Genomic DNA, 26,026 nt, shown 5'->3' on the forward strand with positions numbered 1-26,026 from the left:
ACACTAGGGCAGGTTCGGTCATCACTCCTATAGTCCAGCATGAGCGATCGCTTCCTCATCAGTCATCAACCATACCCCTTCAGCAGTAATACAGGCGGGCAAACTTTCCCGACTCACCGCCCGCCCCATCAATGAATAGACCTTGGTCTTTTCTCTGTAGTCAGAATCACCAGTTAACAACTCGATGTACTGCTTGGCGATATGCTTGTAGGTCATCGACGGTAGCCAGCATTCATCACTTTCAATTGTGGCTCTGTCGATCTCCTGGCTATCCAAGAACGGCAGCACTGAACCTGTCGCCCAGGTTGCCACCGTGTTGTAGTAAACAGTCGAATAAGTCTGCCTGTTGAATTCGCTGAACCAGATATGGAAATCCAGCCCGGTGCTGATTTTCCGTTCTGCAGCCGCAACATCAGCCTCGAAGTGCTCCACTTTGTCGGCGGGCAAAGAGTCGCGCCAAGACTTCTCGGCCAGGTAATAACCTAGCGCCCCGTACTTTGAGCCGCAAAGGAGGTCGAATTCACCGTATAAAGTGATGCCGTTGTCGGGGTAATACTCACTAAACCACCGGCCTGGGTCCATGATGATGGCCCTGCCTTTAACGTAGCGGTCATAAAACAACGGATATTCTTCGGCGCTGCGAGGCGTCATCAAAAATGTCAGGTCTGGGGCTTCGTTTCGGATCAGCGCCGCCGCCGCCAAGGTGGAGTCAACGCCGCCAGACCACAGGACTGCTAAGGGCTTCCCGGAAGCAATTAGCGACTGTGCCCGGTTGTCGATGGCTTCAATCAATGACAGCTGCGCGGTATTGTCTTCGAAGAATGCTCGACGCCGGGAAAGACCAGCCCCTAGCATCGCTATACGGTTAACGTCCCTGAACCTGTCGGGGATAAGATCAGTCTTTAAATAGATCAATTCTGAGCCTCCACCTCTACACGCAGGCGGTACATTTCACGCTTTTCTGATATCGCTGTTCCCGCTAGATACATGCGTTCCAGCTCCCGCAATACCTCCCAGTCGGAACCATCCAGCGCTTTTTGGCTAGGAGTCCGCCCGTCTGCCATATCTGGGGGGATATGGGCTATCTCAGCGCCGTCCCACGGCAGCGTTAAGCTCGGCAATTCTTCAGCGATGTACAGTACGGAACAACGCTCAGAATATTTAGAAGTTACACCGTCAAGCTGGCTACACTCGCCCCCGTAAACAAAGCCAGTAAAGGCTTCGACAGGAGTCGGTGCGTCAGCTATCCGATGATCCTCTATAGCAAAAACTGTAGGGAAATTTGAAACCGTAAACATCCTTTCGGGCTCGGTTTTCCAGGCGGTCTTCATTGCTCTAGCCGCCACAGCAATAGCGGCTTCGGGTCTACCGAAAACCAGCACCACCGGTGTAAGTTCAATAGCTAGCGGGCGTTCGGTACTGGCTGCTGTGGGCATCCGCATTACAAATACCTCGATTGATCATCAACTATCGTTGCCGCCCCAGTGAATGATGACGACGAAAAATGTTCCCCCGAGTTGATATAAGTGCGCCATCGGAACGCAACCTTTCTACCTGCAGATTTTGTGAACGACATCGGGGTTATTCTTCCTTCGACCCGCATACCGGATACATAGTTGAGAGAGCCACTCGGCCACCCATCGTTGTCATATAGAGTTGTCGTACCTCCGGTTAGGGTCAGAGTTCCAACAAAGTTAGAGTTATTGATCGACCAAGTACCTGACTTGTAGTTGCCTGACGGGGTGAAGGCGTCAAACTGTCTTATCGAATTAAAGACTCCGTTTTTGTCCAAATAGCCTATTTGAATACGGAACCCGGAAGCGTAAACTGTTCGCAGCGTCCCGCCTGTTTTATCCAAATCGATAGTTATGTGAGGGTCGACGTTATTCTTTAGGTAACGGTTGTACGGGGTGTATACCAAATACCCATCAGCGTGTGACTCGGTTCCGCTCGCTGTATAAGCACTAGAAGCGATATCAAGCTCAATAGCCGGAGAATAGGCACTCCATGATGGCTCGGTTGAATGGGTGTAGGAGTAGTTCTTAGTATTCGACCCGCCAACCCCAACCGTATAGGCAACAAACCGAGGCTCTGAGCCTATATCTGCTTCAGTAGGCAGCGTGATGATAGTCGAGCCAATGAACAGCCCACCTTCGATCACTGAGCCGGTCACACGGGCGCCAATAATGTCACCGGACGCCTGAAGCTTCCGAACGATGAAAGTCCCATCCTTCGAGATAAACCACCCGTTGGTCGCGTCGTAGTTGTCAGATTGCAGCGTTTGAGCAATCTTCGCGCTGCCAATAGAGGCATTTTCAATATTGGCGGAAACAAAGGCGGCGGTATCACCAATGATTTTATCGACGCTGAGACTGGCAATCTTCGCACTAGTGATCGTCGCGTCCTGGATGTACGCGCCACTCATCACGGTCTTTCCGTTATGTACCGTGAAAGCCAGCTTCGGGCTCGTCGGGTCCGTTGCATCTGGGTGAAGAACGCTGAACTTATCTGCCAGTACGGTAAATTCAGACTCAGTGCCGTCAGCTTGGGCAGGACCAGAAGCGAGCCCGTAGCCAGCTACGTTGCCGTTAACATCCAGCTTTACCGTATATTGGCCGCTTAACCCGTTCAGGGTTGAGCCATGCGTTGATAGAGTCGAAGTGTGTCCATCAACCGTAGTCGACAGCGTAGAAACCGACTGAGCAACAGCGGAATCTCCGGCAGCCCTTGCGTCGGATTCAGCCAGGACTGCAGCAGCACGATCAATAACTTCCTGCGCTAGCCCCGACTCCGTTGTCTCAATCTTATTTAGTCGTGTATTAAGCTCCGCAGTAAGCGTACTGGCATCGATCGAGTCCTGCAGAGTCGCCAACAACACGGCAGGATCTTCAGCCGTAGAGGCTGCAACACCATTAGTGGCGTTATAAGTGCCGGCGATTCCAGCGTCCGATACATGACGTACCCAATAATAATAGGTGACACCTGGGTCCACTGGGTCAGAGAAAAGCGTCCCCGTAGCCTGCCCTATATAAACCGCAGTACCTAAGTTATCGTCGCTATTCCTATGGACCTCAGTATGTGAAATGTCATCTCGCCCAGTAACATTTGTCCACTGCAACACAACATGAGTGAACGCACCTTGCGCCGTAAGCCCCGTGGGACTCCCTGGGATGGATAGATCCACTTCCGCAGAGCCACTTGCCCCGCTATGACTCTCAACCTTAATGCCCGTATTAGGTAGCCGAACCTCTCCCTCAACATACTGGCCATTAACTTTCACCATCCCAGTGTTGTAGAGGTCGCGCCAAGTCACACCAGCATCGAGTGCCTCGCCTCGGCGCCCGAGCCTAACTTCAAACGCTTCGCGGACCGACTCCATCCAACGCCTTAGCGTTGGATCTGCAGAGCTAGGTGCAGCGGGGATAGCCGGGATCTTAGTCTCAGGCATTCGACAGTTCCCCAAATGAGGTTGCCAACGCCACGCTGTTCACCGCCATATCGCCAGATAACTTAACTTGCCAATCCCGACCGGTTAAGAGTGGGATGTAAAAGGGCTCGTGGTCATACGCTTGGACTTGCGTAGTTTGGCCATCCACCACAATATCAAGGGCCACTGGATAATCGACCGCGTCTACTTGCGCTGCCGCAAAGCACACATCCCAACCGTGATGGAATTCCTTCGAAGTCCAAGTCCAGCTCAACGCTGAACCAGCGTCGAATGCCCGAACCTCGTTACCTTGGAGAAGGTATAATTGATCTTCATCGGCATCATAGTAACCCCCAGACGCAGTTATAGAGAGCGGCATAAACGCCACCGCTGCATCGCTGCCAGGGGTAAAAATGAAGCCGGCGGTATCAGTGAACGCGACATACTTGCCGTTATAACGGTAGGCATGGATCTGTTCCGGGTTGTAGGCCCGCCATTGGTCACGGGTCAACAGACCATCGGTAAGCACCCGCACATTACCGCCCTCAACACCGATTAACCCATCCGGTGAGGCGTAAATTGCGTAATCACCCATGTCTACAGCAGAGCGCTTAGAAACACACGCCTGGCGCTTATCCAATGGCTGAACAGAAATAGCCCCCGGATCATCACCCAAAGCCACGCAAGGCTTATCTGCCGTAAGCACTGCAAGTCCTGCGCTAATCGGCACAATCGCAACGATTTCGTCCGGAACTGGATAACGGTTATCTGTTGGCCAAGCATGAGGCATATAAGGCGCGGAAAAACACAAAGTCCGACCAGTGAAACCCGCTAACACGCCGTTTGGCAGCGCGCATAACCCTTTCATCGGGCCAGTGGGGTAAAGTGCTACATCATCATCAGGGGGGCCGTCCCAAGTAACCGAGGGGATCAGCTCCGCCAACGCCGAATTCTGTACGGTATCGTCGAAGGAAGTTTGAGTGATAGGCACTTCGGTTACGAACTGAAACACGGTCGCATTCGAGCCGGTGTTAGCCCGATAAATCCGGCGAAGTGCACCCGAAGCAAAATTGTAGTTCCCGCTGGGAACCGGCCCCATGGTCACCTGAACTGTTGAGCCGTCCTTCGTAGTAACCGCAGCTGAAGGCTTGCTCGGCGGACCTTCCCGCCCCCAAGCGTCAACCCAGGTGTAGAGGTAATACCGATCCTGCTCAAGTGCATCAGTATCTCCGCTAGGGGATGTTTCGAGCACCGTGGGAACAATATCGGGGGCCGGAACACCTAGCCGATACGATGCCGCAGGCAATCTGCCCGCACCTAACGCCGTATCATTCCGAGTGATCCGTGGGTAATCCTGCCCACTGAACGCAATGAGATCCGTCGAGTCGAACGCAATCGGTGTCTTTACGACATCAACATCTTCGGCCCACTCCAACCAATCGTTGTCGGTGTATCGGTACAACGAAGTGGGCGAGCCGAGTACTAGAGCCTTCTTAAAAGTCGTGTCACGGTAAGGAACAATCTGCCCTGTTTCCGTCGACACGTTTTCCGCATCAGTCGCGTACTGCTGGTCGAGTAATCGAGGAGATAGTTCTTTTACAACACCGCCGAACGAACCAATGCGGAGATATGCCATTAGGACTTCTTAGTGACCCGTTCGTTCTCACGCTTCATAGCCGCCTCGATGTTAGCGACATACGTGTCGTCGACATCGCTTTTAGTGCTCTCTGCCCACTTTTTCAGCAGATCAACAACAAAAGGCTTCAAGGCGTCCTCATCGAGCGCCGCTTTCAAGATCGCCTTGGCAACTTGCAACAGCGCAACTTTAACTAGGGAAATCATGCTTTGTAGCTCCAAATACGTGGCCGGGGAAACTCCGGCGCAGTCAGATCGTCGAGGTGAACAATGCGTTGGGAAAACGGGCCGTGTTGGCGAACACCAATACCAGTGAAACCAAACCGCTTGGCTTCGGTAAAAATCTCCCAGGCACGTTCCCCGCTGGTTCGAATGTCAACTGCACGCCCCGTTGTATGCGGGCCAGTCATGCCAGTACGGGAGACACGCCGGTTGTGTTTCGCACACCGAAACGCGCTGCTTACGGGGAAAGGAAAACCAAGCGTATCGCGGAGCCGGATTAGCCTATACATAAACTCCGGGTCCATATCTTTTGCCCCGCAGCCGCATTTGCACTCCAATTCATAGTCGGGGAAATACTGATAGCTCATTTCGTCAGTACCTCCGGGACAGTCCCCGTCATCTTGTATTGAACAAAAGCCCAAAGACCGATAGCCGCCGCGATCAGCGCAAACGTCAAACCTCGATCTAAGAGCTTTAACCGAAGGGAAATCCAAAAATCCCCCATAGCCTTATCAGCTTTTAGCCGACGACGGATAAACTCTCGCTCCTCGGAACTCAGACGATCCTGATCCATCTGCTCTTCCAGCTGACGGTGACTATCTCTCAATCGTTCAAGCTCACCCGCCATCGCGGCTAAGCGCTGATCTGACTTTTCCATACAGCCCTCAAATATTAGCAGTGCTTATATTTTACAGGACAACCACGGACTTGAGCGACCACTTAATAGTCGCTTAGACCGAGTTCAGACCGGAGCCAAGGCACCTGGTTAACAACAGGAAGCGAACGACTGATCTTTCGATTCCAAGGATCAGTCATCAACACTTCCAGGTGCTGGAACGCAGGCCCCATCAAGGCAACAACCCCTGACGACCCGTAATCTTCAGCGTCTAGGTAGCTGAAACCCAACTCGAGCGGGCCGTAAACGCCTGCGCGGGAAATCAGCTCCGCTAGCCATTCACCCTCATCCATTTTGTCAGAGGGCGCGCGCGCCCCACCGTATTGGATCAGCTCTCGCAGCTCTAACCCCAAACCGGCCAATGGTAGTAAGAACATGCCCGCCATCATTGTCGGGACAGCGGCTACAGCGGCCCTTTTAGCCCGAGTCCCGCTCGCATTGTTCCAAGCCTCTAGCGTATTCCGATAAACCCCACCGATGACGACCTTGCCGTAGGCGTAGAAGAATGATTTCAGGTGCCAAAGCAGCATGAATCGTGGGTCACTCGCCCAAAGAGGACGCTGAGCAGCGTTAGGGCGAACAATAGACTCATCCGTGAATTGCCCAATCGCATCCTGAACGCGTCGAGCAGTCGCGTTAGCTGCCTCATCCTGCGCCGTGTAGCGACCGCCACCGGGTTTCGCTCGCCCTTGTTTAACGTTAGGCGACCACGTGGGCTGGCCTGCAGCCTGCCACGACTGGATCTCATCCGCCTGAATGTTCAACTGACGAAGGTACTGTGCCGACTCTTTACTGCTGCTGTTCGCGTGGTGGGCCAAGAACTCTTCAGCCACAGCGGACGACATGACGCGCGTCATATCAGTCCACTGTTCCTGCAGGTTATGCCGGAAGAACCAATCCATCGATTGCTGTGCAAAACCAGACAAATGGTTAAGCCCGTATTGCTCCAACAGCGCTTGGTTCGTCAAACGATGGTTAACGATACCCATAGTCCGATACCGCGCAATTAGGTCTTTGCGATCCTTCAGCGCTCGGGATTGGGCGCGAATTGCTCGAAGCGCACCATCAAAAGTCTTTGACCGTAAAATAGGGCCGACTACATCTGGGAGTGACGCCAAAGTGGAGAAGAGCAAAGTAAGGTAGGTCTCAGCAACCATTACCCCGGACATCAGCTTCCGTGCTTGGGGAGACATATCGATGCCGAGCCGCCCAAAGTAACCGTCAATGATCTTCAGGGCACGATCTTGATCCTCTCGGCCTAAATACCCGATCATCTCTCGGAGACGCATTCCCCCATCCCAGCGTCGAATCGGCTGACCGTGTTCATCTAACCCAGTCGACTCGCCCCAGTCCCCAAACATCCGCTCGAACTCAACGCGTTTTGTCATCGACTGGACATACTGCCCTAGCGCCTGTAATGGGTCTGCGTCGATAAATCCCGCTTCAACTAACGCAGCGTCAAAACCGTCTGCTTGCAAATTCCTTGACCGGCGACCACCAGCCCCTGGACCAAGCGCTCGGGCTAGGAACCCTCCGTTTACTTCCCCCATGATGTCCGAGTAGACCTCGTCCACGTTCATGTTCGGGAAGTACTGCCGAAGGACTTCTTTGAACCCCTGTGGGTTGTCACGGAGCGCCACCATGTTATAGATGCGCGGGAAGTATCCATCTGTCAGCTTACCGAGATCGGCAACACCTTCTTTCGCGTAATCCCAAAAACGGGATAGAAACGACTGCACTTTCTGGGTAACTGCATCAGCATGATTAAACTCGCCCCGCTGCATCCGCTGAAGCGCTAGCGCAATTTCCTCATCTGTTGCCCCTGAATCACGGAGAGAGTTCTGGAGTTTCGACAGCGCATTAAGCCACTGCCCTGACCGGTTCGTAATTAGCTGGAAAAGGCCATGGCCAATCGCTGGGTGGCCCGCTTCCGTATTCGATTGGCGATAGAACATATCAGCTAGAAGCTTGCCGTTCGGCCCCATTCCCCTCAGCTCGCGATCAGCGGTACGAAGGAAGAAAGGAATCCAGTCCCCCTGCTGCAAAGCCCGTTTAATTCGAGTGCCCAGCAATCGGATTCTTCCAGGGTTGGCTGCCTGCCTCACCGCGCTAACAATCGGATCAAGCGTGAAATTCTTAATCTCGCCGTAGCCTGCGTCGGACTGGGTATCGACTACCTGCCGCCCAGAAATGACCTTAGCGAAAAATTTATCAAAACGTGTGCTAACTACATCGAAGCGGGAATCAGCAAAGAGGCCGTCAAAGAAATCTTTCAGCCGCTTAGCGATACGGCTAAACAATGTGTCAGGCGCCTTTTGGCTCAGAGAAATTCGGCGGACCTGTCGCGCAACCTGGTCAGCGAACCATTCTTCAAATTGACCATCTTTATACGTGCCAGAGGATACAGCCTTGGTGTATGCACCTTTCAACCGGCCAACATCAGCAGCGCTAATATCCTGGCGTAAACGGTCATAGTAGATGTGGCCCAGCTCATGAGCGATCTCCATAACGCGCGCGCCGCGCTGGTAGCTCTCGGCTTTACCTTTGCTTACAGGCCGAACAAGCACAACGAAATGGTCCCCATTCGGTACAAGTCGAGCCCGAATGGTTGCGTCTGCCTTCATAGCGCTAAGCGCCATCGTCGCGCGGGCCGATGGAACCATGTTGGCCTTGGCCATTGCTTGGAAGCCACGTACATCAGCTAACACAACCGGCATTGTTAACTTGCCTAGCCGCATAGCCTTGGCGATGAACTCCTGCTCCAGTTTCCCTACAGTATCACCGATAGCGATGACACCTTCGAACTTGCTCCACTTTACCCCCGCAGGGATAGGAGTCTTGTACTGCCAGGGGCGCGAATGTGTTTTTTTCTTCGGTCTGGTGCTGTAGGTGATGGGATCACCGGCAATGTCTCGCTTGACCGGCTTCTTGTCTTGGTCGCCAAACGTATGGTCGTCGGTTCCGACCTGCTGTGCGTCACCTTTACCTTCAGCCGCTCGCTCTGGTGGAGACCATTCATTCTGCTCAGCAGCACGAGCATTCTTCTCGCGATGCTTCGTCGCAATGCTAAGCGCCGCGTTTACCTTTGCTGACTTACGGCGTGCAGCTAAGTCGCCAAAACGAACCTCACGATCACCTTGCTTAAAGACAAGCGTATCCGCCGACAATTCTCCGCCTACAGGGGTCAAACCATGCCGGTCGAACAGGTAAGTGAGCGCATGAGCCACAGCGTTTTTCACACGCTGCTGGCCACCAACCTCAGCGCCCGTTGAGTTCGAATCAACATCTAGCGCAGCCAACACTAACGGCAGCATAGCGACGTTTGTTGAGCCCCCGTCGGCGGAACTAAATTGAGCTTTGTTGTGCCGTACCTTTCGCGCCTGAGCGAATGCCGAATCAAAGTGCCCGGTTTCAGTGGTCTGTGAACCGTCGGACAATTCCACGGCAATATCGGGCTGAGAAGCAGACTGAATCCGATGTTCCAAGATGTATTGGACTGGCTGTTTGTCGCCGTCACGAATGACCGTAGGGCTTAGCGTATAGAACCGGCCTTTAGGGTTGCCTTTCTCGTTCAGCGCAGCAACGTGGTCTGAAAGCGGCTTATCAGGCTTCGAGGGGTGATTAAACACCAACATTCCCAGGCCAGTTTCAGGGTCGACCGGCCAGCCCTCGATCCCATCGCCATAAGCGATTTCTGAGATATACTCCCGACCGCTTTTAGCGTCAGTGCGAAGTTCACGCCCCACGATCCGAGCGTCAGCATCTCCGAAATTAGCCTCCACCGCGCTCTTCTCCGCCGCGTAGACCTCAGACGGAACCCGGTGCTCCACCGCGTCTAACGCGGCTTCTTTCTTTTCTGGATTTGGTGTGGGGGTTAACCCCTCTTGGCGAACCTGCTGGTGCTGCTGACGACTCTCCATCTGATCTTGCGCGGCGATCTGTTGCTGCATCGACTGGAGGCGCCCCATCAACGCCGTCAAATCTTCACTCAATTGGGGAGTCACACCCTCACTGGCAACACGTTGCTGTAGCCCTTGCATCTCAAGAACCATATCGCCCAGCTCCGCATCAGTTGGAGGGAGCGGTAAATCGATCTGCTGTTCTGGTGAGAAGGGCAATTCATTAGAGACAGGCTCAACATGGGATTGCTCCACCTCGCCACCAGGCTCCCCAAGATCAAATTCCATCTGACCTTTAGGGGGCTCTGTCTGATCCTCCAACTGATACTGTCGCTCGATCCCAGGAGCAGTGTTCTCAGGAGCACCTGCCAGCATCCGGTATCCACCGCCTGCGAGTGAAGTAAGCCCGCTGATACCGCCGCCGACTAACCCCCCTTTAATGAATGCCTCAAACGTTTCGTGCAGATTATCATCAGACACTAAGTCATATTCATTGCCCTTCAATAACTCTAGGGCGACAAAATCCGTTACCTGCTGGAGTGCCTCTGTTGACCCCTCCCCCGCAAAACTGACACCAAGTCGCTTGCCTGTCAGTCCCACAAGCTCAGCAAAGGACGAGGGGTTGACGCCAACTGATTCCGCCGCTTTGCCCAATAGCAACCGTAAGGACGCATATTCGAGAGCCGTTTTCGGTATGCCCGCTGTTAAAGCAGCAATTGGATCATCGACGCCCTCTTCAAGCTGAGTGATGCGGCTTTCACCAGCGACTTGGCCATAAATCGCACCGACTGCCCCCGCTTTACCCCCGCGTTTTAACGCAGCGGCTCTAGCGCCAGGGAGAACCTCGCCAGCCAACTCCCGCCCTACCTTTGTGTCGGCGAGGTCAACACGACGTTTCATTGCCTTACGAACGTAAGCGGAATAGACCTTATCCCCCAGCTTTGCCTTCATGGCTTTGCCGAGGGCGGCCCGTGTGGCTAGGGGAATGGACGCCGCACCAAGCGTAGCAACACCCGCCGCAACGCCAAGTGCGTCAACAGCGAAGTTAGGAAGCTGTTCGCCCAGTGCCTCAAGCCAGAACATACCGAAGTCACCCAAGGTTTGGATGTCATCAGTAGTCGCTATTTCCGGTGGGCTTTCAGCAGCTTCGCGTAGGTTACGGATAATGCCTTCTTCGCCCCACTCGGCAATGACGTCAGCACCAACCAGATTCCCGAAAGCATTCATGGTGGCGAAATTGGTCGCCTGCATCATATCCGTGCCGCGATGGACTGCACGAGTAAATGGATTGCGATTATCTGTCGAAGAACGCGGTTTCGTATGACGAAGGCTAGTTGGATCAGCCTGGTCATCAAACACCGGTAACGAGCCAGTTTCGCGATACTCTAACTCGGCGATTCGTGCAGCTAACTGGGCTTGGTCATCATCTCGACCGGCATAGTCTGGGCGTGCGTAACCCTCTGCAATCAGAACGTCATCGAGAGTCTCGCCGGTCTCAGGGTCAACATACTCGTCTAGCGCTCGACCGTAGCGCCCTTTTTGACCCGATGGCTGACGAATAAAACGACCTGTTGCCAGCAGCTCTTGGCGACGATTCCTCGCTTCAACTGCATACGCCTGCGGGTGCGGACTACCGGACACCTTAATCTCAGGGGTATCAATGCGTGGCGAGCGGATACGCTCGCCGCCATCAACATTGGTGTCACCGTCGTAGGTATGGTCGCCACCTGAATCTAAAGGGCGGCTGAACTTTCCAGAGTCCAACGCAACGTCAATGGCTGAAGCAACCGCCGCGTTTGAATCGGCGGCGGTAGATCGTTGGGAAGCGACTTGTTCATCAACCAGCTGCTCAATTCCCATAATCGATAATCCCTTTCCGCTGCATTTGCTGAATCACCTGGGCGTGGGTGTACTCCCCATTACCCGCTTTAACGATGGCATCGACGTCATACTGCTGGCCATCTTTACCAACGACGAACCGAGTATCCTGGAGCACCTGTTTACTAGGCTTTGGGACGGCCAAACTATTGTTAATGAGACCGTGTTGATCAAGCTTCAATAGAAACCAGCTGCCGGAGTCTTCAATTCGGTTACGCTTATTGTCCGAATGCCAATCTCGCGCCAACGCACCAAGGGTTTCCCGGTCTAACGACTGTAGGTTCACGCCATACTGCTGACGAACGAGCGCTGTGTTAGAAGTAATCAACTCACGGAAGTTCGCGATGACCTGGTTCTCAGTATTCCAGTGGGTTGGTGCGTTCCGCCCTTTACCTTTGAATACGACGCCGAGGCTCTGAACTGCTTGCTTAGTAAGATCATTAAATCGTTTTTCGGCTGGGGGAGTGCCACCGGACGATCTGTCTGATTTGGTCTTCCACTTCACATCAAGTCGCTCTGTGGCGTAGGCGCCAGTTGACTTGTCGTACTTCAGGACATGGAAGTAGCCGTCGTCCCCCTCGATAGTTTTCATCGAAATAGATGTTTTCGCCGCTTGAGACCAGCTGCCAGTTTTGGCGAAGCGTTCAGCTGCCGGTAAATCGGCTAGGCCATAACGCAGCATCGCAGCGGCTACGCCTGCCCGTGCAGCCCGGTTCTTCAAACTGCGGTCCCGCAATGCTCGCCCGAGGGAGACTTGACTGGCGACTGCTTGTTTAGCTGCTGAAGATTCAGGGTCCATCTCAGCAGTAACTCGCTGCACTGAGGGGTTCTTAACCGGTTCCCCACTAGCGCGAACCAGTTCCAATCCTGGGTTGGATGAAGCGGGTGACGCTTCGAGCTTTTTTCGGATAGCGGCGGAAGACGGATGGTCAGGATACTTCTCTGCAAACTCTCGCTGCTTCTGCGTTACCGTCTCAGCCTTTTGACCCTCACCAGCTGCAACTTGACGGATATAGTCGGTAGACTGCTTCACCCAATTAGGGCCGCCCGCTTCAGGAGCCTCAACCTTTTGCGGGCTCTGAGGCTCAACATGCGTGGCTGCCATGGACTGCGAAGTTTTTTTAGCCTCGCGTTGATCAAACGCCTGGATCGCTGACCGCGCTTCGACATCTGATTGTCTCGGAAGAATCTTATCCGCTAGCGCACCGGGGGTTGGGTTAGCGTCAAGATACTCCTTGATCCGAGCGCTTTGAGCGCCCCGATCTGCAGCAGTGCCTAACACTAACTGCTCTTTTTCGGGTGTAATGCTTGGTACAGCGCTCTGGCGAGCGGAAGCTTGTCTCCAACGACCCTGCTCTTGGTTAGTGTGCGCGGAAACCTTCCGCTTATCCGCAGCTTCAATGTCTGTTAGGACACGTTCGGCCTGCTCATAAGTGATCTCACCTCGATCAAGCGCATCGTTTAGTGACTTCTGCCGTGGGTCCGCTGTATTCAAAACTAGCATTAGAAGCGCTCTCCCTTAGCCGCTGCGCCAATACGCGGGCGATAACCACCAGGGCGTTCATTAACCTTGGCTGTTGCCCCAAGCTCGTTCGCTGTCTTCAGATCGAGTGGCTGAACGCGATCAACCTGGGCAACCCGCTCTCCTGGAGCTAACTGCTGTAGCGTTGGTGGCTCGTTGTTGTCTTCCGGCTTCTTGGGTGGGTGCTTGACCTTGTATTGCGGGTGCGAGAATCCAGCGGCATCTGCGCCATAAGCCAACAGCTGGGGATCGCGATAGTCTTTCAGGGATGAATGGCTCTGTCTCAGCAGGTCCATAACCAGATCGCCACCAGTAATGGGGATGTTGTCGTTAGTGCCTCCAAGGCTTGAAGCCGGTTTGATCGAGCCGTCTTTCATTTTAAGGTTAACAACAAGGCCCATTTGTCCTGTCTGCGGGTTCTTTACTTTTTCGAACCCAGCCAGCGAGTCCACGTTAGGGTTCCGGCTGGCAAAAAACTCTTGAATCGCTGGCGTGTTTAGGTGTTTAGCGAACTCCGACGAATGATCCGCAACAGCTGCGTTCCAGTCGGTCCTTACCACGCGCTCAAATACAGGCTGACCGCTAGAGTCCACCACTTGTTTGTTGGTTTTCGGGTCGTAGACCGGCTGGTCTTCGATAACCTTATAGCGGGGGTCAGCCATGATTGCTTCTTGCAAGGCAGCAGCAGCGCGATAGCCCTTCTCAAGCTCTCTCTGCGCCTTCGCATACTCACGGTCCTCAATATTATTCATCAACGACTGGAAATTATGAGCATCAGCGATAGCCTGCCCGATGATGTTCTGCGCCATAACCCTTACCCTAAAGCAAAACCTGCAATGCCGCCGATAGCCGCGCCCATGGGGCCTCCAACCATGGCCCCCATCATTGCTCCGCTCATCGCGCCACCTAGTTGTGATTGTTTCTGCTGCTGTTTAGCCTGCCGGTTATACATTTCCCGGTTCTTCTCCGCTTGCGCGGCAAAGCCAAGACCTTGCATAGACTGCGATGTATTTTCTCGGGATAGGTTTAGGATCTCCGCTCCAATGGCATAGTCCCGCTCGACCTCAGCGACACGTGCGTTATTCACCGCGTCTGCTTTAGTAGATGCGTTACCGATTGCTGTCCGACGAGACATAGAGCGACGCTGTGCAGCAGAGAGGTTCACACCAAAGCGAGAAATATTCCGCTCCTCAACACCTTTTGCCAGGGCAGAATTCTCGTCACTATATTGGGCTGCGTCCTCGGCATATCGGCTTCGGCCTATCTCCGATTGCAGCTCTTTCATGCCGGGCAGGTACTTCTCCTTCCACTCTGCCCACTCATCCCGAGTGATCGACGCGAAAGTATCGGACGCTTTCCCCATTACACACCCCTCCAAGAACCGAAGCCCCAGGACGTATTTTTGTATCGGCCAGGATCGGCCTTAGCCGCTCCTTGATAAGCCATATAGTCAGATGCACCAGCCATGCCGAGCGACATCACTGCCTGCTTCTTAAAAGCTCGATCATCGGCGGCTAACGCTGCCGTATGTTGGGCTTCCCTGTTCGCAATTTTTGCGGCAGTTTGCATACCCGACTGGGCCGATGTCGCATGTCCTTGCCCTTGCCTTACCAAATCAAGACGGGCGTTGTCCTTAATGCCTTGTGCTGTTTCCCGCGCTGAGACATCACCGACGGTTTTTGCTTTAGCGAATCCTAATTGCTCTACCCCCGCGTCCCGTACCGTTCCGCCACCCGCTTGGATGGAATCCAGCGTAGAACTGCGGTTCGCTTGAGCGACGTCAGCCGAATTACGCCCCCGAAGCATCTCGGTGTGGTCTAGGCGACCAATTTCACGCTGCCTAGGCTCAACCTCATCCCGGATTTCACGGGAAATATCGTATTGTTCGCGGGAAGCTTCTGCCTGCGCTTTTTCCTGCGAGGTTTCCTGTTGCTTGTTCCCTTTAGGCCCGCACCCCATCAGGTAATCTCCTGTTGTTCAGCGACCCATGATTCCAAAGTTTCAGGATCGGTCTCGTAAAAAGTGGCATACGCCTCTTCTGTAACTCGGTTGGCGTGATCAAAGCCTCCAGTAAGGTGCGCTACGACTGTAGCTATTTGGATACTGATCGTACGAAGGACGTAAGCAAAGACGAGGTCTTGTTGCCGATTAGACCGCGCTAGCTTATTCGCGAGCGACCATTGGTGGAGAAGCACAGCAAAAACGGGGCGGAGTGCACCTTCATTCGCCCGATAGAAGGGGTTCTCGGGGATCTCGATAAGCATGACCCCGATCATTCGAGCAGCGAGGCGCTCACGCTCTCCCACTTCACCAGTAAACTGGTCGTTGTCGGCGAAGTCATCCATGCCCTGCATGACTTCGAAAAAATGGGAAAGGAACTGAGCAGCCGCACTGTCATTGTTCGCCCAAGATAAGTATTTTTCAGCCCAGTTCATAAACCACCTATTTATTAGCTGTGCTAATAATTATACGCGGTTAGGCTAAAACCCACCATACGCAACTGTGCGAGTGATGCGGGAGTCACCTGTTTCTGCTTTCCGTCGAGCGCGATTGATCTCATTCTGGAACATAGCTCCATAGCTGGTCGCTAAGGCTAAGTTCGCCCATTCAGCCTCATGCATGGACAGCAGCTCGTTCAGGGCGCCATGCACGAATCCATCGTGGTATTCATCGGCTATAGCCGCGTCGAGTTCTGATGCATCTAGTGTTGGTTTTAACGCTGCACGAATAAGCAACGCTGCTGTTGTGCCCTGCGATGGAACTGGGGAAAGAATAAACTCAGCCGTCGACCAATAGTAGTACTCTGGTCGGCTCAACTCGGTAGCAAGAAGCCCATCATCCGTGGCTCCTTCCAGCTCTTTGCCTTCCAGCTTCGCCCAAAGAATGCGCGCAACTTTGCTCTGCTCTGGAGGCGTCACTGCGTATGCTGCCTGCCCTGCAACGGTATCGATGGCAGGTAAAGTGGCGCGCCAACAGGCTGACCGCTCGCATAAACGAATAGCCGCATGACGGACCGCTCGCTCAATAAGCGGGTCGGGACAACCGTTAACGAACGGTGCGATGAAAGGGATAAAGTCGCCGAGTGGCTTACTCATTCTCTACCGCCTCATGTAGTGCGACTTCAGCGCCAGCAGCGCCGTTGAGCGAGGAGGTGAATAAGCCTTTATGAACCTCACCTCGGGCCAACTGCCCAGGATCATCCGAATCCTTGGTGAAGGCGAGAAAGAGCGCATAATGGACTGCTGCGTCGGCATATTCATCCGCGATACTCAACAAGGCAGAAGACGCGTTCAGCGCTGACGGCACAGCCAGGTATTCAACGACGAGTTTGGTATCTGCAACCGCAGGCGGATAAACGTAAAACATCTTCCGCTTCGGGGCGATCATCGTATGCTTGATCGCTGCCGATTCACTCTCTGCCTGCCAATTCGGGAAGGCTTCATCAAGGATTCGCTTTTCTACCTGCCGAACAAAAGCACCGGTGGGTAGACGCAAGCCCCGCACAAATGAACGCCCGTCTGCAGGGAGAGTTTGTTCGGCACCAGCCACCAGAGTAACTTCAGTAACCTTCGATGCCGATTCTGGAGCCAAGGTGGCGATAAGTAGCTGAGCAGCGGACAGGTGCGATAGCAACTCGGGCTCCTGCCAGCGGACCCCGGAAGGGTCGCGGAGGATATGCCGAATTTTCTCGATTAGCGCACCCGCTGTGGTCATTACTCAGCCTCGAACTCAGCCCAAGCAGCGTCACGCTCACCTGCGGTGATATCACGACAGAGGACGCGCTCAATTGACTTTACGTGGGGCTTTCCGCTCTTACTGAAATCATCCGGATTACCACCAGAAACCAGCTCCGCGATAGCTCGCTGGATGCCGTCGTCAGCAAGATCCTCATCATCGTCTAGTACGGCTTGTGGAGTTAGCGCAGCCAGATCGATGTTCGGATCGTGCTTGAGGATGCCTTGTGCAATAGCAGTGTTAATCATGGATTTGCGTAGCGGGCGCGGGACACCGGCTTCAAAACGCGCGGTGATACCGGTGCCTTCCAGCACAATCTGACGGTCAACAGGGGAAACAAACAGTTGGGGGGTAGACATGATCATTCCTCGGGGACAGGGAAAAACGGGAGGCACAACAACCGAGGTCGCTGCCCTCCCGCCGTGTTTTTACAGCGCGGTGTCGACGGTAATGACGCCGAAGTCTTCTAGGCTGTCCGGGCGAAGCGGATTACCCTTAAACTGCGGCTTCAGGAAGCCCAGCATCTTCTCGATGCGGATACCTGCCTGGTTGTCGTAGTCGAACTCCTTCTCGAACCAGCCCGGTACACCCAGATCAGCCATACCCAGTGCTTGTGCACCGCAGAACAGAGCCCGCTGACCAACGTCGTTCCCGTTGGTGGTGCCGAACCGCGCACCGTTGGCTGCGCCTTCGTTGGAATACACGTGGCGGAACTGGTGGACCATCACGCCATCGACCATCACGCTGTTAGAGCCTGCGAACAGCGCGTTCTTGGTGCCGCGAGTCGCAGCGTTACGAACGTTGGCGATGTAATCCGGGTCCAGTTTCAGTTTGGCCATACCCTGCGGGGTGACGAACATGTGGTAAATCTCTTCACCATCGCCGGTCTTGATGCCTCGGATGTACTCATCCTTAGCTCGCGCCTGCAGGTTCACGATATCCTGGTAGCGGATGTGGCCTAGAGAACCGTCGGTAGCATCGTAGCCGGTGCCGTTCTGGATACCTGCACTGGTCAGGTAAACGGAGCGGTTGGTCGACGGAGCTGGGCTAGCAACAGCAAACTCCAGATCGGAGAAGTTCTGGCCAGTCGCTTTAACCGGGCGCAGCGCGCCATTGGTTTTTTGCGTCAGCGGGATACTGGACAGGGTCAGGAACGCGATCTGATCGATACGGTCCGCAAGCCAGTAGGCCAGTACGTCGCGGCTAGACTTACGGAAGTTAACGATGGACTTCTGGTCCGCCAGCTTACCCTTCAGTCGGTTAGCGTTACGCAGCTGGTCGATCTGGACAACGGTGTCGTATGCCTTGATCTCTTCCTCGTTGCCTTCCAGGGTGTAGTCACCAACAACACCATCTCCAGTCAGGTCAGCCAGCAGCGTCATTACTGCGCGGGCACCCTTCTCGGTTTTGGTCAGTTCGGTAATACGCTGGATCAGGGAGTTGTGGCCCTTACCGGTGAACTTCATCACGAAGCTCTGGTTTCGAGCGGTACGCCACAGGTCCATTGCCCACGCTGTTTTCTGCTCAGTAGTCAGCGCAGCAAAATTGGTCAATGCCATTTCTGCAAATCCTCATTGGGATTAGTAATTCCGAGCAAAGGCAGGCACGAAAACCGGCAAGCCAAAGCTCACTTCGATTTCCGTGTCGTGGAAGGACGCTGATCGCAGTTAACGCGTGCGGGTCGGGCACCTGTGTCGTCGGAGCCATACGAAATTTGGTCTACCTGTGTCGTCGGTAGTTACGATACTTAAATTATAAGCAGTGCTAATATTTATGCGCAACAAATATCAGCACTGCGCCCACCGGGTTAGTTAGCGATCTCCCAGTCATCCTCAAGCTGGTCAGACTGGCTTGCTAGCCACACACCACATGTTCCATCGGCGTACTTCATATCCAGATGAGGGCGGTAAGTGATCTCAGTGCCCTCCGGATAGATACCGAGTAGCGGGGGACGGTTCACCACGAATGTTGATCCGGGGACGAGGTAGACGAACATCCTTTTTCCGTTCCAACCACGACGAGTGAGTTTCTCACCGTCAGCAAGGCGCTGAAGCGCCCAGCCGTAAGAACCGATCTTCGTGTCGACGCCGACCTGCATTGCGATAGACTCCTCGAAGATGGCCTTCGGGCACCAGGCAATATATGCGTTGGAACCATCCGGGCGCTCGTAGTCCACCACATAATCACCAATACTGGGGAGGCCAGCCGAAAGGTTCCCCAGCACAGATGCTGGGACAGTCTCACCGCCTTCCAGGAGGATCAACGAACTGGGCGTGTCGATGGTTTGAAACACATCGGCTACACGTGCAGCCTTCACTGCTTTGCTAGTGATATAGCTTTCCATTAGATGCTGTCTCCGCGCAGTGATGCCAGGGTTGACTCGGGGAGCGCATCAAACTCGTCCTGCGACAAAGTCGCTACATCGATCTGGTTCGGGCGCTCAGCGCTGGTGGATACACCTGCCGCTGGTTCAGGTGGTTGAGCATTAGCAGCGGCTACACTCCCACGAACGTCCGGGCTGGTATCCCGTTTTGGTTGAACTGGCGGTGTCTCAGGCACTTCCGTTTCGCTAACAGGCGCAAGGTCATACAACTTCACGACATCAGCCAACGCTTTTTCTACAGACTGCGAAGCGGTATAGCCTTCTGCGTAATACATGCGTTCCAGAGAAGCAGTCCGCTGTTCGATTGCCTCGTTATAACTCTCTGAATCGCGATCCAGGGCCGGGTAATCACGCTTAGCCGCTGCAACCAAGTCATCAACTTTGATCTGCTGCATAACCTGCTCGCGGATCTGAGCAGCGTCTACAGTCGGCGCAGGCTCCGTTGGTGCGGTCGGCTGGAGGAGCTTGTATGCTTCGCGCTGTACCTTTGCTGCCTCCGCAGTCTCCCCCTCCAGGACCAGGTCGTTGGCCTTAGCCATCAGTTGGTCAAACTCAGCCTGGGCTTTCTCTGGATCAATCGCGGGTTCTTGGGCGCGTTCAGCGGCTTCGGCCTGAAGCTGCTTGACCTGCTCCTCCAGTAGACGGCGCTTGGCCACCTCATCTTCCAATCGCCCTTTCGGGATCATTATCGGTTTACGCTGGGGCTGGGGCTCCGGTTCAGGTTCAGGTTCAGGTTCAGGCTCCGGCTCCGGCTCCGGCTCCGGCTCAGGTTCCGGAGCTGGTTCAGGCTCTACATCGTCAGCCTTCGGCTCGGGCGCAGGCTCAGGAGCTGGTTCGGGCTCAGGCTCCGGCTCGGGGGTTGATTCAGGATTGCTCCCAAAATCCAAGCTTCCCAGGTCATCCAAATCGTCGTCGAAGGGCTCAAACCCAGGCATTGCATCAAGCGCTTGATCATCATCGTGTTCCATCGGGGGCATGGTTAATACCTCGTTTCGGGGTTAGGGGGTTTTCTTGTCGGGTTGTGTCTTACTAGGCTCAGAGCGTTCCAGGTCGGCGCGCTTCATCAGCATGTTGGCGCCCATCTGCTGTTGCTTGACCCGGTTCGTCATCTGGGCCAGCTGCAAACGCAAGAACAACTCTTCACGCTTGCTGCTAATCTGCTTATCGATCTGTTCCAGCTGCGTAGCATGAGACTCACTGGTGTGTTCTGCCTTCGCCTCGTTCAAGCGTGCTCGACTCAGCAGTTCCTGTTTTTCGGCGTCAAGCTTCTGGATTTCAAGCTGCGCAGATTCGATAGCCATCTGCTGCTGCAGGTCCATCAGCTGTTGCTCTTCTGGCGAAGGCGGTGCCATGCCAGTGAGTTGCTTGACCTGTTCAGCAATTTCGCGTTTATGCGTCAGGTGTGAATATTCGATAACGACATGATCCGGGATGGCGACACCCGCAGTTCGCAGGTTCATTGCCTCAGCAAACTGGATATCCCCGAAGTTATCGCGAGCCGGTTGAGTCGATACAACAACGTCGTATTTACCGAGGGTGATGTCGTTGAGGATTGAGCCGTCAGCTTGAGGCTGATTGATGACGACTTCTTGCTCCGCCTGCTCAGGGTGAGTCTCGTCGACAATTCGATACACACGCTCGTTGGTGTAGAACTGCTGAACCAGCTCCAGTACTTTCAGTGCAAGGAATCGACGAGATCGAGCCAAGTTATCCAGAGCGACCTGGATCTGTACTTGGCCTCTAGCCTGCTTCGCCTCAAGGGCAACGCCTGACACCTCTGGACTCGTGTTCCCGAGCATCCCGTCATTAACGCCGCTGATTTCACGGATGTTGGCGGCTGCTTTCATGCCGATGCGGTCAAGACCAGTCGGTATCTGATTTGGGGTGATCTTGTCCGGTTTATTGGTGCCGCGAGCGTGAACTAGCACAAGCCCTGTCTTAGCCCCATCGCGCGCCAGATCGTCCTCGGTCATATTGACCAGAGAGCCATCTTCGAGAACCCACCCGCTGTTGGCTGTGGTGTTGACGATATGCAGCTCTTGGCTGGAGACCTTGTTCAGCTGTTCTTGCGGCGACAGCAGGTTTGATACAACGCCGAACGGCTTACCCCGTCGAAAATAGGGGAAGTACGGGATGATCGTGTACGAGTTGTAAGGCGACCAGGCGTCATGGAGCAGCACTTTATCTGCAGACACTGTCCAGCGGATCTGGGGGGTCAACTTCTTGACAATTCCAAGCTGGAATTGAGCTTGGAACTGCATGACTTTCTCATCGTCCCAGGTCTCGGGAACAGGCTTCGTGTCCCCAGTACGCATATCGACGAAGTGCCGTGCGTAATTCATCTTGCGGTACTGGCGTTCGACAACCCGTACGAAGCGGACCGTTTTTCGGTCATCCTCATCGGCGCCGTCGCCACTATAAGCGTACTCAGCCTCACCGAACTTATCCTCCTCGATAATCATCGAGAAAGGGCCGAACGAGGTGTTGCTGGCGCCGATAATATTCAGCTTATCTTCCTTATCCTTGCCATACAGCAGACCGACCTCTGCTGGTGACATGAACCGCGAAGTGAAGACTTCAGACCAGGTAGTCGGATCGTACTCTTTGGCATCAGGGTCGAGGATGACGTCTTTCGGATCTTTCGCAGTAATACGGACCTCGCCAGCGATGTTTTCGCTGAAGTCCATACGGACGTCGAAATACCCGCGCTCCTCAATAATGCCGTCCGCAAATACTTCGCCTTCAACCCAATCCAACTGATTCTCGTCGCTGATTTGACGGAATAACTTCGTAAGCGTATCGGCAGTTTCGTCGCTATCGGTCAAGTGCCGTGGCTTGAACGCAATGTCCATGCGGTTGGTTGATTGCTCCCCCAGAACCGCGTTGACCGTCGAGAGGATCGTATTGATCGTTAGCGCTGGGCGTCCCTCAGCGGTAAGAGTCGCTTTTACTTTTTCATCCCACTGGTCCCCAACATAAAAAGCCGCGCACTGCTTGGCTTTGGCCATGTATTCTTCGTGGCCGCGCTCATAAGCACGCTGGTATCGCAGGAATTGACGCTGCGCGATCTGGTGGTCTACATCCACCGAGCTTGGCTTTTTGTCTTCAGCTTCCATGAGGCACCAAATCGTGATTTTTTAGCATTAGTGCAAGCCACTCAGGATCAATCCCCAGGGCTACAACAAATGGGCTGGACGTAAGGAACTCATGGGCAAGGCGAGCGCCATGAGCTGCGGGGAGCTGCATCAGATCTAGAAGACTTCGTTCGATAACGGCAAGCCAGAGGCGTTGCTCTCCAGAAAGCTCCTGGCCTTGCTCCGGCTCAACCTGTCCTTTAATGAGCGAGAAGATGTGCGTGATGCGCTGTTTCGGTGTGATTTCCTGCATACGGCCCATTTTATTAGCAGTGCTAATACTTTTGGAATAGGTTGTGGGCCTTTCACCCACTCGGCCTAGCGGCTACCCCCGAATCGGTGGGCTAGTCGATCACATCTACGATGAGCACACGGTAATCCTCCAGCCCATCAGTAGTCACAATCGTATTCTTGGCGAAATAGGTGCTCCCCGGCTCACCACCGGCGAGGCGAACGGCTGTCTTTGTCGAGTCATTGGTGTCTTGGGCTACGCTCAACCCAGGCGCCGACCAAATAGACGACTGGATCGAACGGCCTTTTAGCCAGTTCGTCCAGTTAAACCCGTAATCTAGGGTGCTCCCCTTCCGCTTCACAGGCATTGATTAAGCCCCAGTGAAGACGCCGTTGGTATCGTCGATATCGACCTTCAGTGTGTTGCCGTCAGTTGCGGTCAGGTCCGCAGGCGTACTGTCCAGCAAGCAATGGGCAATGATCGCTTTGTTCGGGTGTGTGTCATCGTAGATGACTGCATAACGAGCGGTGATATCCCCACCAGCTGCTGTCCAGATCGGGTCATCAGCAGTGATTTTCACCGTGCCAGCAGATTCCCCCCAAACAACCCCGGCCAAGGTCAAACCACCGGTGGTATAGCCGTTTGCGTTAGCAACTTGGTTCGTCAGCGACGCATAGTCTGTCACCGACAGCGTGGCTGCGTTAGACGCACTGGTGAACAGGGCGCACTTCAGCGAGTCAGAACTAAGGTTGATTTCCTTCAGGCCAAGGCGGTGAAGGAATTTATGGTGGATTACCCAGGCGCCTGCTGCGGCCATTCTTTTCTCCTATACGACAAAATGTCGCTGTTCGAAGGGAACCGTAAATTCACGGTTCTCCCAAGGGACGTCCTCTAACGTGACGCCTGAAATGTCGAAAAACGGTGCTTGCCAGAAGCCTCGTGTCGGACTGCCTGTAATTATAAGCTGTGCTGATATTGGCGCGCACTCAATATCTCCCGAACCAGCGATGATGCCTGCCGTTGGGTACTGACCAGTAAGACTCAGCGTTGCGGCTGCTGGAGCCGCAGTAACTGAAACACTGGCCTGAATGGAGGGTGCGTGCCCTGTTAGCGCCAGCGTATCAGCCGCTGGGGCGGATACCTGATGGTCGCTTAGCGCAACTACTGGGGTGTGCCCGGATAGAGAAATCGCTGCAGGGGCCGTTTTTGCAGACTGATGATCGCTCGCATCCGCAGAAGGAGCATGGCCCGTCAGGCTAAGGGTGCCTGCAGTCAGTGCAACGACCTTATGGTCGCTAACGACCAGCGTCGGGTCATAACCTACCAGTGTGATCGAACCGCTGGAGGGATATGCGGAGATATCGCCACCAGCCTGGATGACCGGCGCGTGGCCAGTTAAGGCAAAACTAGCAGGTAGGGGCGCAGCGATCTGATGTGCTGAGGCCGTTACTGAGGGAGCATGGCCCATCAAGCTAAATGCTGCGGCAGCAGGAAGCGCGGCTACTGCGCCACCAGCTGTCACGATTGGTGCATGGCCAGAGAGGGCGAGTGTTGTTGACGCCGGAGCTGCTGCTCGGTGTTGGCTCAGGTCAACAGTCGGGAGCTGACCGACGAGCGAGAGCGAAGCGCTAGCGGGGGAAGCTGTGGTTTCAGTACCACCGCCCCCACCGTCGGCCCATGCGCTAACCGTTCCCCATGCGTCGGGAGCTGATTGGTTTTCGTGCTCGGTTAATAGCCAGCTATCAGCCAAGGCGGATCGGCGAATGCGGACTCCGCCTACCCGTCCATCCATCCAATAAGAGGAGCTATTGTTGTAGTAAGAGCCGACTTGAAACGGATCATTACCGACCAAAGCCAATCCGGTTGTTCCTGCTTTGCTGGTAAGGGCTACCCCGTTACGGACGGAATAGATGTGGGTAGCATCCTGCCTTAGCGCGACCCAATGAGTTTCCCCTAAAGGTGGATTAGCCGGATCGGTTGGCCGTACTTCCACGGTCGTTTTGTTATATACCCGGCCTGACGTTTGGATCTGGGTCCAATGTACGTCGCTGCCACTATCCGACCTGTTGCCGACTAGCCCTTGAATATCTGACGACTCGTCTAGGTTCACCATTGCTTGTATGGTGTGTTCGGTGTTGTCTAGCAGGCTATTAGAATTAGCCAACACCAAATAGCCGCCTTTAGTGAAATCGAGCCAATCGCCCCCAGCGGGGTGGGCAGTGGTGACTAATCCCCCGTTTGTGCCGACCAACGTAGCATCGTGGCCGTTGCCGGTAGAGTCGGAATAAGTCAGGTCATTGAGGAGCAGAACCGCTATGTAATCCTGCCAAACCTCGTTGCGCCCGTGCTGGGCGCCAACTGCCGGTTGGCTAGTCTGGGTTTCATCGGCCTCAAAGTGGAGTGTTGCGCCTGCCTGCTCCAGAGGCACCCGAACATAAACTTCGGCGCTTGGGGTTGTTCCGGTGACAAGCCGAAGAACATGGACAGGCAGCCGGGTTGTTTTGCTGCTGTCGGTATAGGCGCACAAATTGCCGCCGCCGTTTGTAAACGCTTTAGGGGCTACCCATTGCGAATCGTCGGCGGGCAGGTTGTACCATGTGCCGTCCGCACCGTTGCCCAGCGTTTCGGGGAATACCGTGCCGGATGAGAGCGCTCGCAAATCGTAAAAGCGGTTCTTCGTTACGTCGTTGGCGTCGGTATTCTTTAGGTAAAGGAAGATCCCTTTTTGGTAAGTATCGGTATCTATTCGGCCCGCTTGGACCCAATCGCGGGTTGATCGACCGTTAGATAGCCCGGTTCGAAGCTCTACTAATTGCCCGTTTACCTTAACCTCTATGTAGCGATCTGCACCGTCATACCCACCTCGAAACGAGTAAACATTAGCAGCGTTGTAGTCCAGTCCCAGCCCGGACAGATCGAAGTACTGATCGTTATTGTTGAACCGGACTCGAAGCTGGTTCGTTGACGGCTTCAGCTCAACAAGGTTGGCGATTGAGGTCGATTCGCCAACAACCCAAACATCCTCGCCGTTAACAGCGGCCACGCAAGCTTCGACCGTCGAGTCGTAGACCGTACCGGTGTAGTACGCCCTTGGAATGTCGATGGTGGCGTACTGGTCAACCCCGTTGACCCGCACCCCAAACCCGTCGCCGCCATGCCCGCCGTCGTGGTTGATGGCGTGTATCGGGAAGTCGGCAGTCTTGAGCTGCCGGACAAAACCCGAATGCGAGCCAGATCGCCCCGCTGTCGGGCTTGTATGGTCAAAGCCATAGGCCACGGCGGT

General features: G+C 54.4%; 24 protein-coding genes. All 24 read right to left on the reverse strand.

Annotated features, from left to right (window positions below):
* Window positions 1–27: 27 nt before the first annotated feature.
* On the reverse strand, window positions 28–915 hold the full coding sequence (locus DV711_RS06050) for a hypothetical protein (RefSeq protein ID WP_114694712.1): 888 nt from the start codon (window positions 913–915) through the stop codon (window positions 28–30).
* Window positions 912–1,442: a hypothetical protein gene (locus DV711_RS06055; RefSeq protein WP_114694713.1), complete on the reverse strand. Its 531-nt coding sequence runs from the start codon at window positions 1,440–1,442 to the stop codon at window positions 912–914. Before DV711_RS06055 ends, DV711_RS06050 begins: the two co-directional genes overlap by 4 nt.
* Window positions 1,442–3,313: a phage tail tip fiber protein gene (locus DV711_RS06060; RefSeq protein ID WP_165840012.1), complete on the reverse strand. Its 1,872-nt coding sequence runs from the start codon at window positions 3,311–3,313 to the stop codon at window positions 1,442–1,444. The genes DV711_RS06055 and DV711_RS06060 overlap by 1 nt, the downstream gene beginning before the upstream one ends.
* 127 nt (window positions 3,314–3,440) lie before the next feature.
* Window positions 3,441–5,063 carry a hypothetical protein gene (locus tag DV711_RS06065; RefSeq protein WP_114694715.1) on the reverse strand — a complete coding sequence of 541 codons (1,623 nt, stop codon included), beginning with the start codon at window positions 5,061–5,063 and terminating at the stop codon, window positions 3,441–3,443.
* Window positions 5,063–5,269: a hypothetical protein gene (locus tag DV711_RS06070; protein WP_114694716.1), complete on the reverse strand. Its 207-nt coding sequence runs from the start codon at window positions 5,267–5,269 to the stop codon at window positions 5,063–5,065. Before DV711_RS06070 ends, DV711_RS06065 begins: the two co-directional genes overlap by 1 nt.
* Entirely contained in the window at window positions 5,266–5,652 is a 387-nt protein-coding gene (locus DV711_RS19770; RefSeq protein ID WP_114694717.1) for a D-Ala-D-Ala carboxypeptidase family metallohydrolase, read from the reverse strand. The genes DV711_RS06070 and DV711_RS19770 overlap by 4 nt, the downstream gene beginning before the upstream one ends.
* Window positions 5,649–5,942: a hypothetical protein gene (locus DV711_RS06080; protein WP_114694718.1), complete on the reverse strand. Its 294-nt coding sequence runs from the start codon at window positions 5,940–5,942 to the stop codon at window positions 5,649–5,651. Before DV711_RS06080 ends, DV711_RS19770 begins: the two co-directional genes overlap by 4 nt.
* 62 nt (window positions 5,943–6,004) lie before the next feature.
* Window positions 6,005–11,719: a thermonuclease family protein gene (locus DV711_RS06085; protein WP_114694719.1), complete on the reverse strand. Its 5,715-nt coding sequence runs from the start codon at window positions 11,717–11,719 to the stop codon at window positions 6,005–6,007.
* Complete coding sequence (locus tag DV711_RS06090; protein ID WP_114694720.1) at window positions 11,709–13,241, reverse strand: hypothetical protein; 1,533 nt, start codon at window positions 13,239–13,241, stop codon at window positions 11,709–11,711. Before DV711_RS06090 ends, DV711_RS06085 begins: the two co-directional genes overlap by 11 nt.
* Complete coding sequence (locus tag DV711_RS06095) at window positions 13,241–14,068, reverse strand: hypothetical protein (RefSeq protein ID WP_114694721.1); 828 nt, start codon at window positions 14,066–14,068, stop codon at window positions 13,241–13,243. Before DV711_RS06095 ends, DV711_RS06090 begins: the two co-directional genes overlap by 1 nt.
* 5 nt (window positions 14,069–14,073) lie before the next feature.
* Window positions 14,074–14,622: a hypothetical protein gene (locus DV711_RS19550; protein WP_207802543.1), complete on the reverse strand. Its 549-nt coding sequence runs from the start codon at window positions 14,620–14,622 to the stop codon at window positions 14,074–14,076.
* Entirely contained in the window at window positions 14,622–15,218 is a 597-nt protein-coding gene (locus tag DV711_RS06105) for a hypothetical protein (RefSeq protein WP_114694722.1), read from the reverse strand. The genes DV711_RS19550 and DV711_RS06105 overlap by 1 nt, the downstream gene beginning before the upstream one ends.
* Window positions 15,218–15,694 carry a hypothetical protein gene (locus DV711_RS06110; RefSeq protein WP_114694723.1) on the reverse strand — a complete coding sequence of 159 codons (477 nt, stop codon included), beginning with the start codon at window positions 15,692–15,694 and terminating at the stop codon, window positions 15,218–15,220. Before DV711_RS06110 ends, DV711_RS06105 begins: the two co-directional genes overlap by 1 nt.
* Before the next feature lie 45 nt (window positions 15,695–15,739).
* Window positions 15,740–16,354: a phage adaptor protein gene (locus DV711_RS06115; RefSeq protein WP_114694724.1), complete on the reverse strand. Its 615-nt coding sequence runs from the start codon at window positions 16,352–16,354 to the stop codon at window positions 15,740–15,742.
* The gene (locus DV711_RS06120; protein WP_114694725.1) at window positions 16,347–16,973 is read right to left on the reverse strand and encodes a phage adaptor protein; all 627 of its coding nucleotides are present in this window, start codon (window positions 16,971–16,973) and stop codon (window positions 16,347–16,349) included. The genes DV711_RS06115 and DV711_RS06120 overlap by 8 nt, the downstream gene beginning before the upstream one ends.
* Entirely contained in the window at window positions 16,973–17,353 is a 381-nt protein-coding gene (locus DV711_RS06125; protein ID WP_114694726.1) for a hypothetical protein, read from the reverse strand. Before DV711_RS06125 ends, DV711_RS06120 begins: the two co-directional genes overlap by 1 nt.
* A 69-nt stretch (window positions 17,354–17,422) precedes the next feature.
* A complete protein-coding gene (locus tag DV711_RS06130; protein WP_114694727.1) occupies window positions 17,423–18,553 on the reverse strand; it encodes a phage capsid family protein in 1,131 nt (376 codons plus the stop codon).
* A 248-nt stretch (window positions 18,554–18,801) separates the two neighbouring features.
* Complete coding sequence (locus DV711_RS19555) at window positions 18,802–19,338, reverse strand: Thoeris anti-defense Tad2 family protein (protein WP_207802544.1); 537 nt, start codon at window positions 19,336–19,338, stop codon at window positions 18,802–18,804.
* The gene (locus DV711_RS06140; RefSeq protein ID WP_165840013.1) at window positions 19,338–20,345 is read right to left on the reverse strand and encodes a hypothetical protein; all 1,008 of its coding nucleotides are present in this window, start codon (window positions 20,343–20,345) and stop codon (window positions 19,338–19,340) included. The genes DV711_RS19555 and DV711_RS06140 overlap by 1 nt, the downstream gene beginning before the upstream one ends.
* A 30-nt stretch (window positions 20,346–20,375) precedes the next feature.
* Window positions 20,376–22,493 (reverse strand): portal protein, encoded by a 2,118-nt coding sequence (locus tag DV711_RS06150; protein WP_114694729.1) that lies wholly within the window; start codon window positions 22,491–22,493, stop codon window positions 20,376–20,378.
* Complete coding sequence (locus DV711_RS06155) at window positions 22,483–22,764, reverse strand: hypothetical protein (protein ID WP_133297406.1); 282 nt, start codon at window positions 22,762–22,764, stop codon at window positions 22,483–22,485. Before DV711_RS06155 ends, DV711_RS06150 begins: the two co-directional genes overlap by 11 nt.
* 91 nt (window positions 22,765–22,855) lie before the next feature.
* Complete coding sequence (locus DV711_RS19775; RefSeq protein ID WP_114694731.1) at window positions 22,856–23,110, reverse strand: phage fiber-tail adaptor protein; 255 nt, start codon at window positions 23,108–23,110, stop codon at window positions 22,856–22,858.
* Window positions 23,111–23,113: 3 nt separating this feature from the next.
* The gene (locus tag DV711_RS06165; protein ID WP_114694732.1) at window positions 23,114–23,560 is read right to left on the reverse strand and encodes a hypothetical protein; all 447 of its coding nucleotides are present in this window, start codon (window positions 23,558–23,560) and stop codon (window positions 23,114–23,116) included.
* A 9-nt stretch (window positions 23,561–23,569) separates the two neighbouring features.
* Window positions 23,570–26,020 (reverse strand): LamG-like jellyroll fold domain-containing protein, encoded by a 2,451-nt coding sequence (locus DV711_RS06170; protein WP_114694733.1) that lies wholly within the window; start codon window positions 26,018–26,020, stop codon window positions 23,570–23,572.
* Window positions 26,021–26,026: the final 6 nt, after the last annotated feature.

The sequence above is a fragment of the Motiliproteus coralliicola genome, assembly GCF_003345655.1.
Classification (GTDB): domain Bacteria; phylum Pseudomonadota; class Gammaproteobacteria; order Pseudomonadales; family Balneatricaceae; genus Motiliproteus; species Motiliproteus coralliicola.

Coding starts and splice junctions, on each gene's coding strand:
- DV711_RS06085 (WP_114694719.1), bottom strand. CDS start 11,719: ATGGGAATTGAGCAGCTGGTTGATGAACAAGTCGCTTCCCAACGATCT.
- DV711_RS06110 (WP_114694723.1), bottom strand. CDS start 15,694: ATGAACTGGGCTGAAAAATACTTATCTTGGGCGAACAATGACAGTGCG.
- DV711_RS06155 (WP_133297406.1), bottom strand. CDS start 22,764: ATGCAGGAAATCACACCGAAACAGCGCATCACGCACATCTTCTCGCTC.
- DV711_RS19775 (WP_114694731.1), bottom strand. CDS start 23,110: ATGCCTGTGAAGCGGAAGGGGAGCACCCTAGATTACGGGTTTAACTGG.
- DV711_RS06125 (WP_114694726.1), bottom strand. CDS start 17,353: ATGTCTACCCCCCAACTGTTTGTTTCCCCTGTTGACCGTCAGATTGTG.
- DV711_RS06080 (WP_114694718.1), bottom strand. CDS start 5,942: ATGGAAAAGTCAGATCAGCGCTTAGCCGCGATGGCGGGTGAGCTTGAA.
- DV711_RS06055 (WP_114694713.1), bottom strand. CDS start 1,442: ATGCGGATGCCCACAGCAGCCAGTACCGAACGCCCGCTAGCTATTGAA.
- DV711_RS06095 (WP_114694721.1), bottom strand. CDS start 14,068: ATGGCGCAGAACATCATCGGGCAGGCTATCGCTGATGCTCATAATTTC.
- DV711_RS06165 (WP_114694732.1), bottom strand. CDS start 23,560: ATGGCCGCAGCAGGCGCCTGGGTAATCCACCATAAATTCCTTCACCGC.
- DV711_RS06090 (WP_114694720.1), bottom strand. CDS start 13,241: ATGCTAGTTTTGAATACAGCGGACCCACGGCAGAAGTCACTAAACGAT.
- DV711_RS06065 (WP_114694715.1), bottom strand. CDS start 5,063: ATGGCATATCTCCGCATTGGTTCGTTCGGCGGTGTTGTAAAAGAACTA.
- DV711_RS19555 (WP_207802544.1), bottom strand. CDS start 19,338: ATGGAAAGCTATATCACTAGCAAAGCAGTGAAGGCTGCACGTGTAGCC.
- DV711_RS06140 (WP_165840013.1), bottom strand. CDS start 20,345: ATGGAACACGATGATGATCAAGCGCTTGATGCAATGCCTGGGTTTGAG.
- DV711_RS06150 (WP_114694729.1), bottom strand. CDS start 22,493: ATGGAAGCTGAAGACAAAAAGCCAAGCTCGGTGGATGTAGACCACCAG.
- DV711_RS19550 (WP_207802543.1), bottom strand. CDS start 14,622: ATGGGGAAAGCGTCCGATACTTTCGCGTCGATCACTCGGGATGAGTGG.
- DV711_RS06130 (WP_114694727.1), bottom strand. CDS start 18,553: ATGGCATTGACCAATTTTGCTGCGCTGACTACTGAGCAGAAAACAGCG.
- DV711_RS06105 (WP_114694722.1), bottom strand. CDS start 15,218: ATGGGGTGCGGGCCTAAAGGGAACAAGCAACAGGAAACCTCGCAGGAA.
- DV711_RS06115 (WP_114694724.1), bottom strand. CDS start 16,354: ATGAGTAAGCCACTCGGCGACTTTATCCCTTTCATCGCACCGTTCGTT.
- DV711_RS06070 (WP_114694716.1), bottom strand. CDS start 5,269: ATGATTTCCCTAGTTAAAGTTGCGCTGTTGCAAGTTGCCAAGGCGATC.
- DV711_RS19770 (WP_114694717.1), bottom strand. CDS start 5,652: ATGAGCTATCAGTATTTCCCCGACTATGAATTGGAGTGCAAATGCGGC.
- DV711_RS06120 (WP_114694725.1), bottom strand. CDS start 16,973: ATGACCACAGCGGGTGCGCTAATCGAGAAAATTCGGCATATCCTCCGC.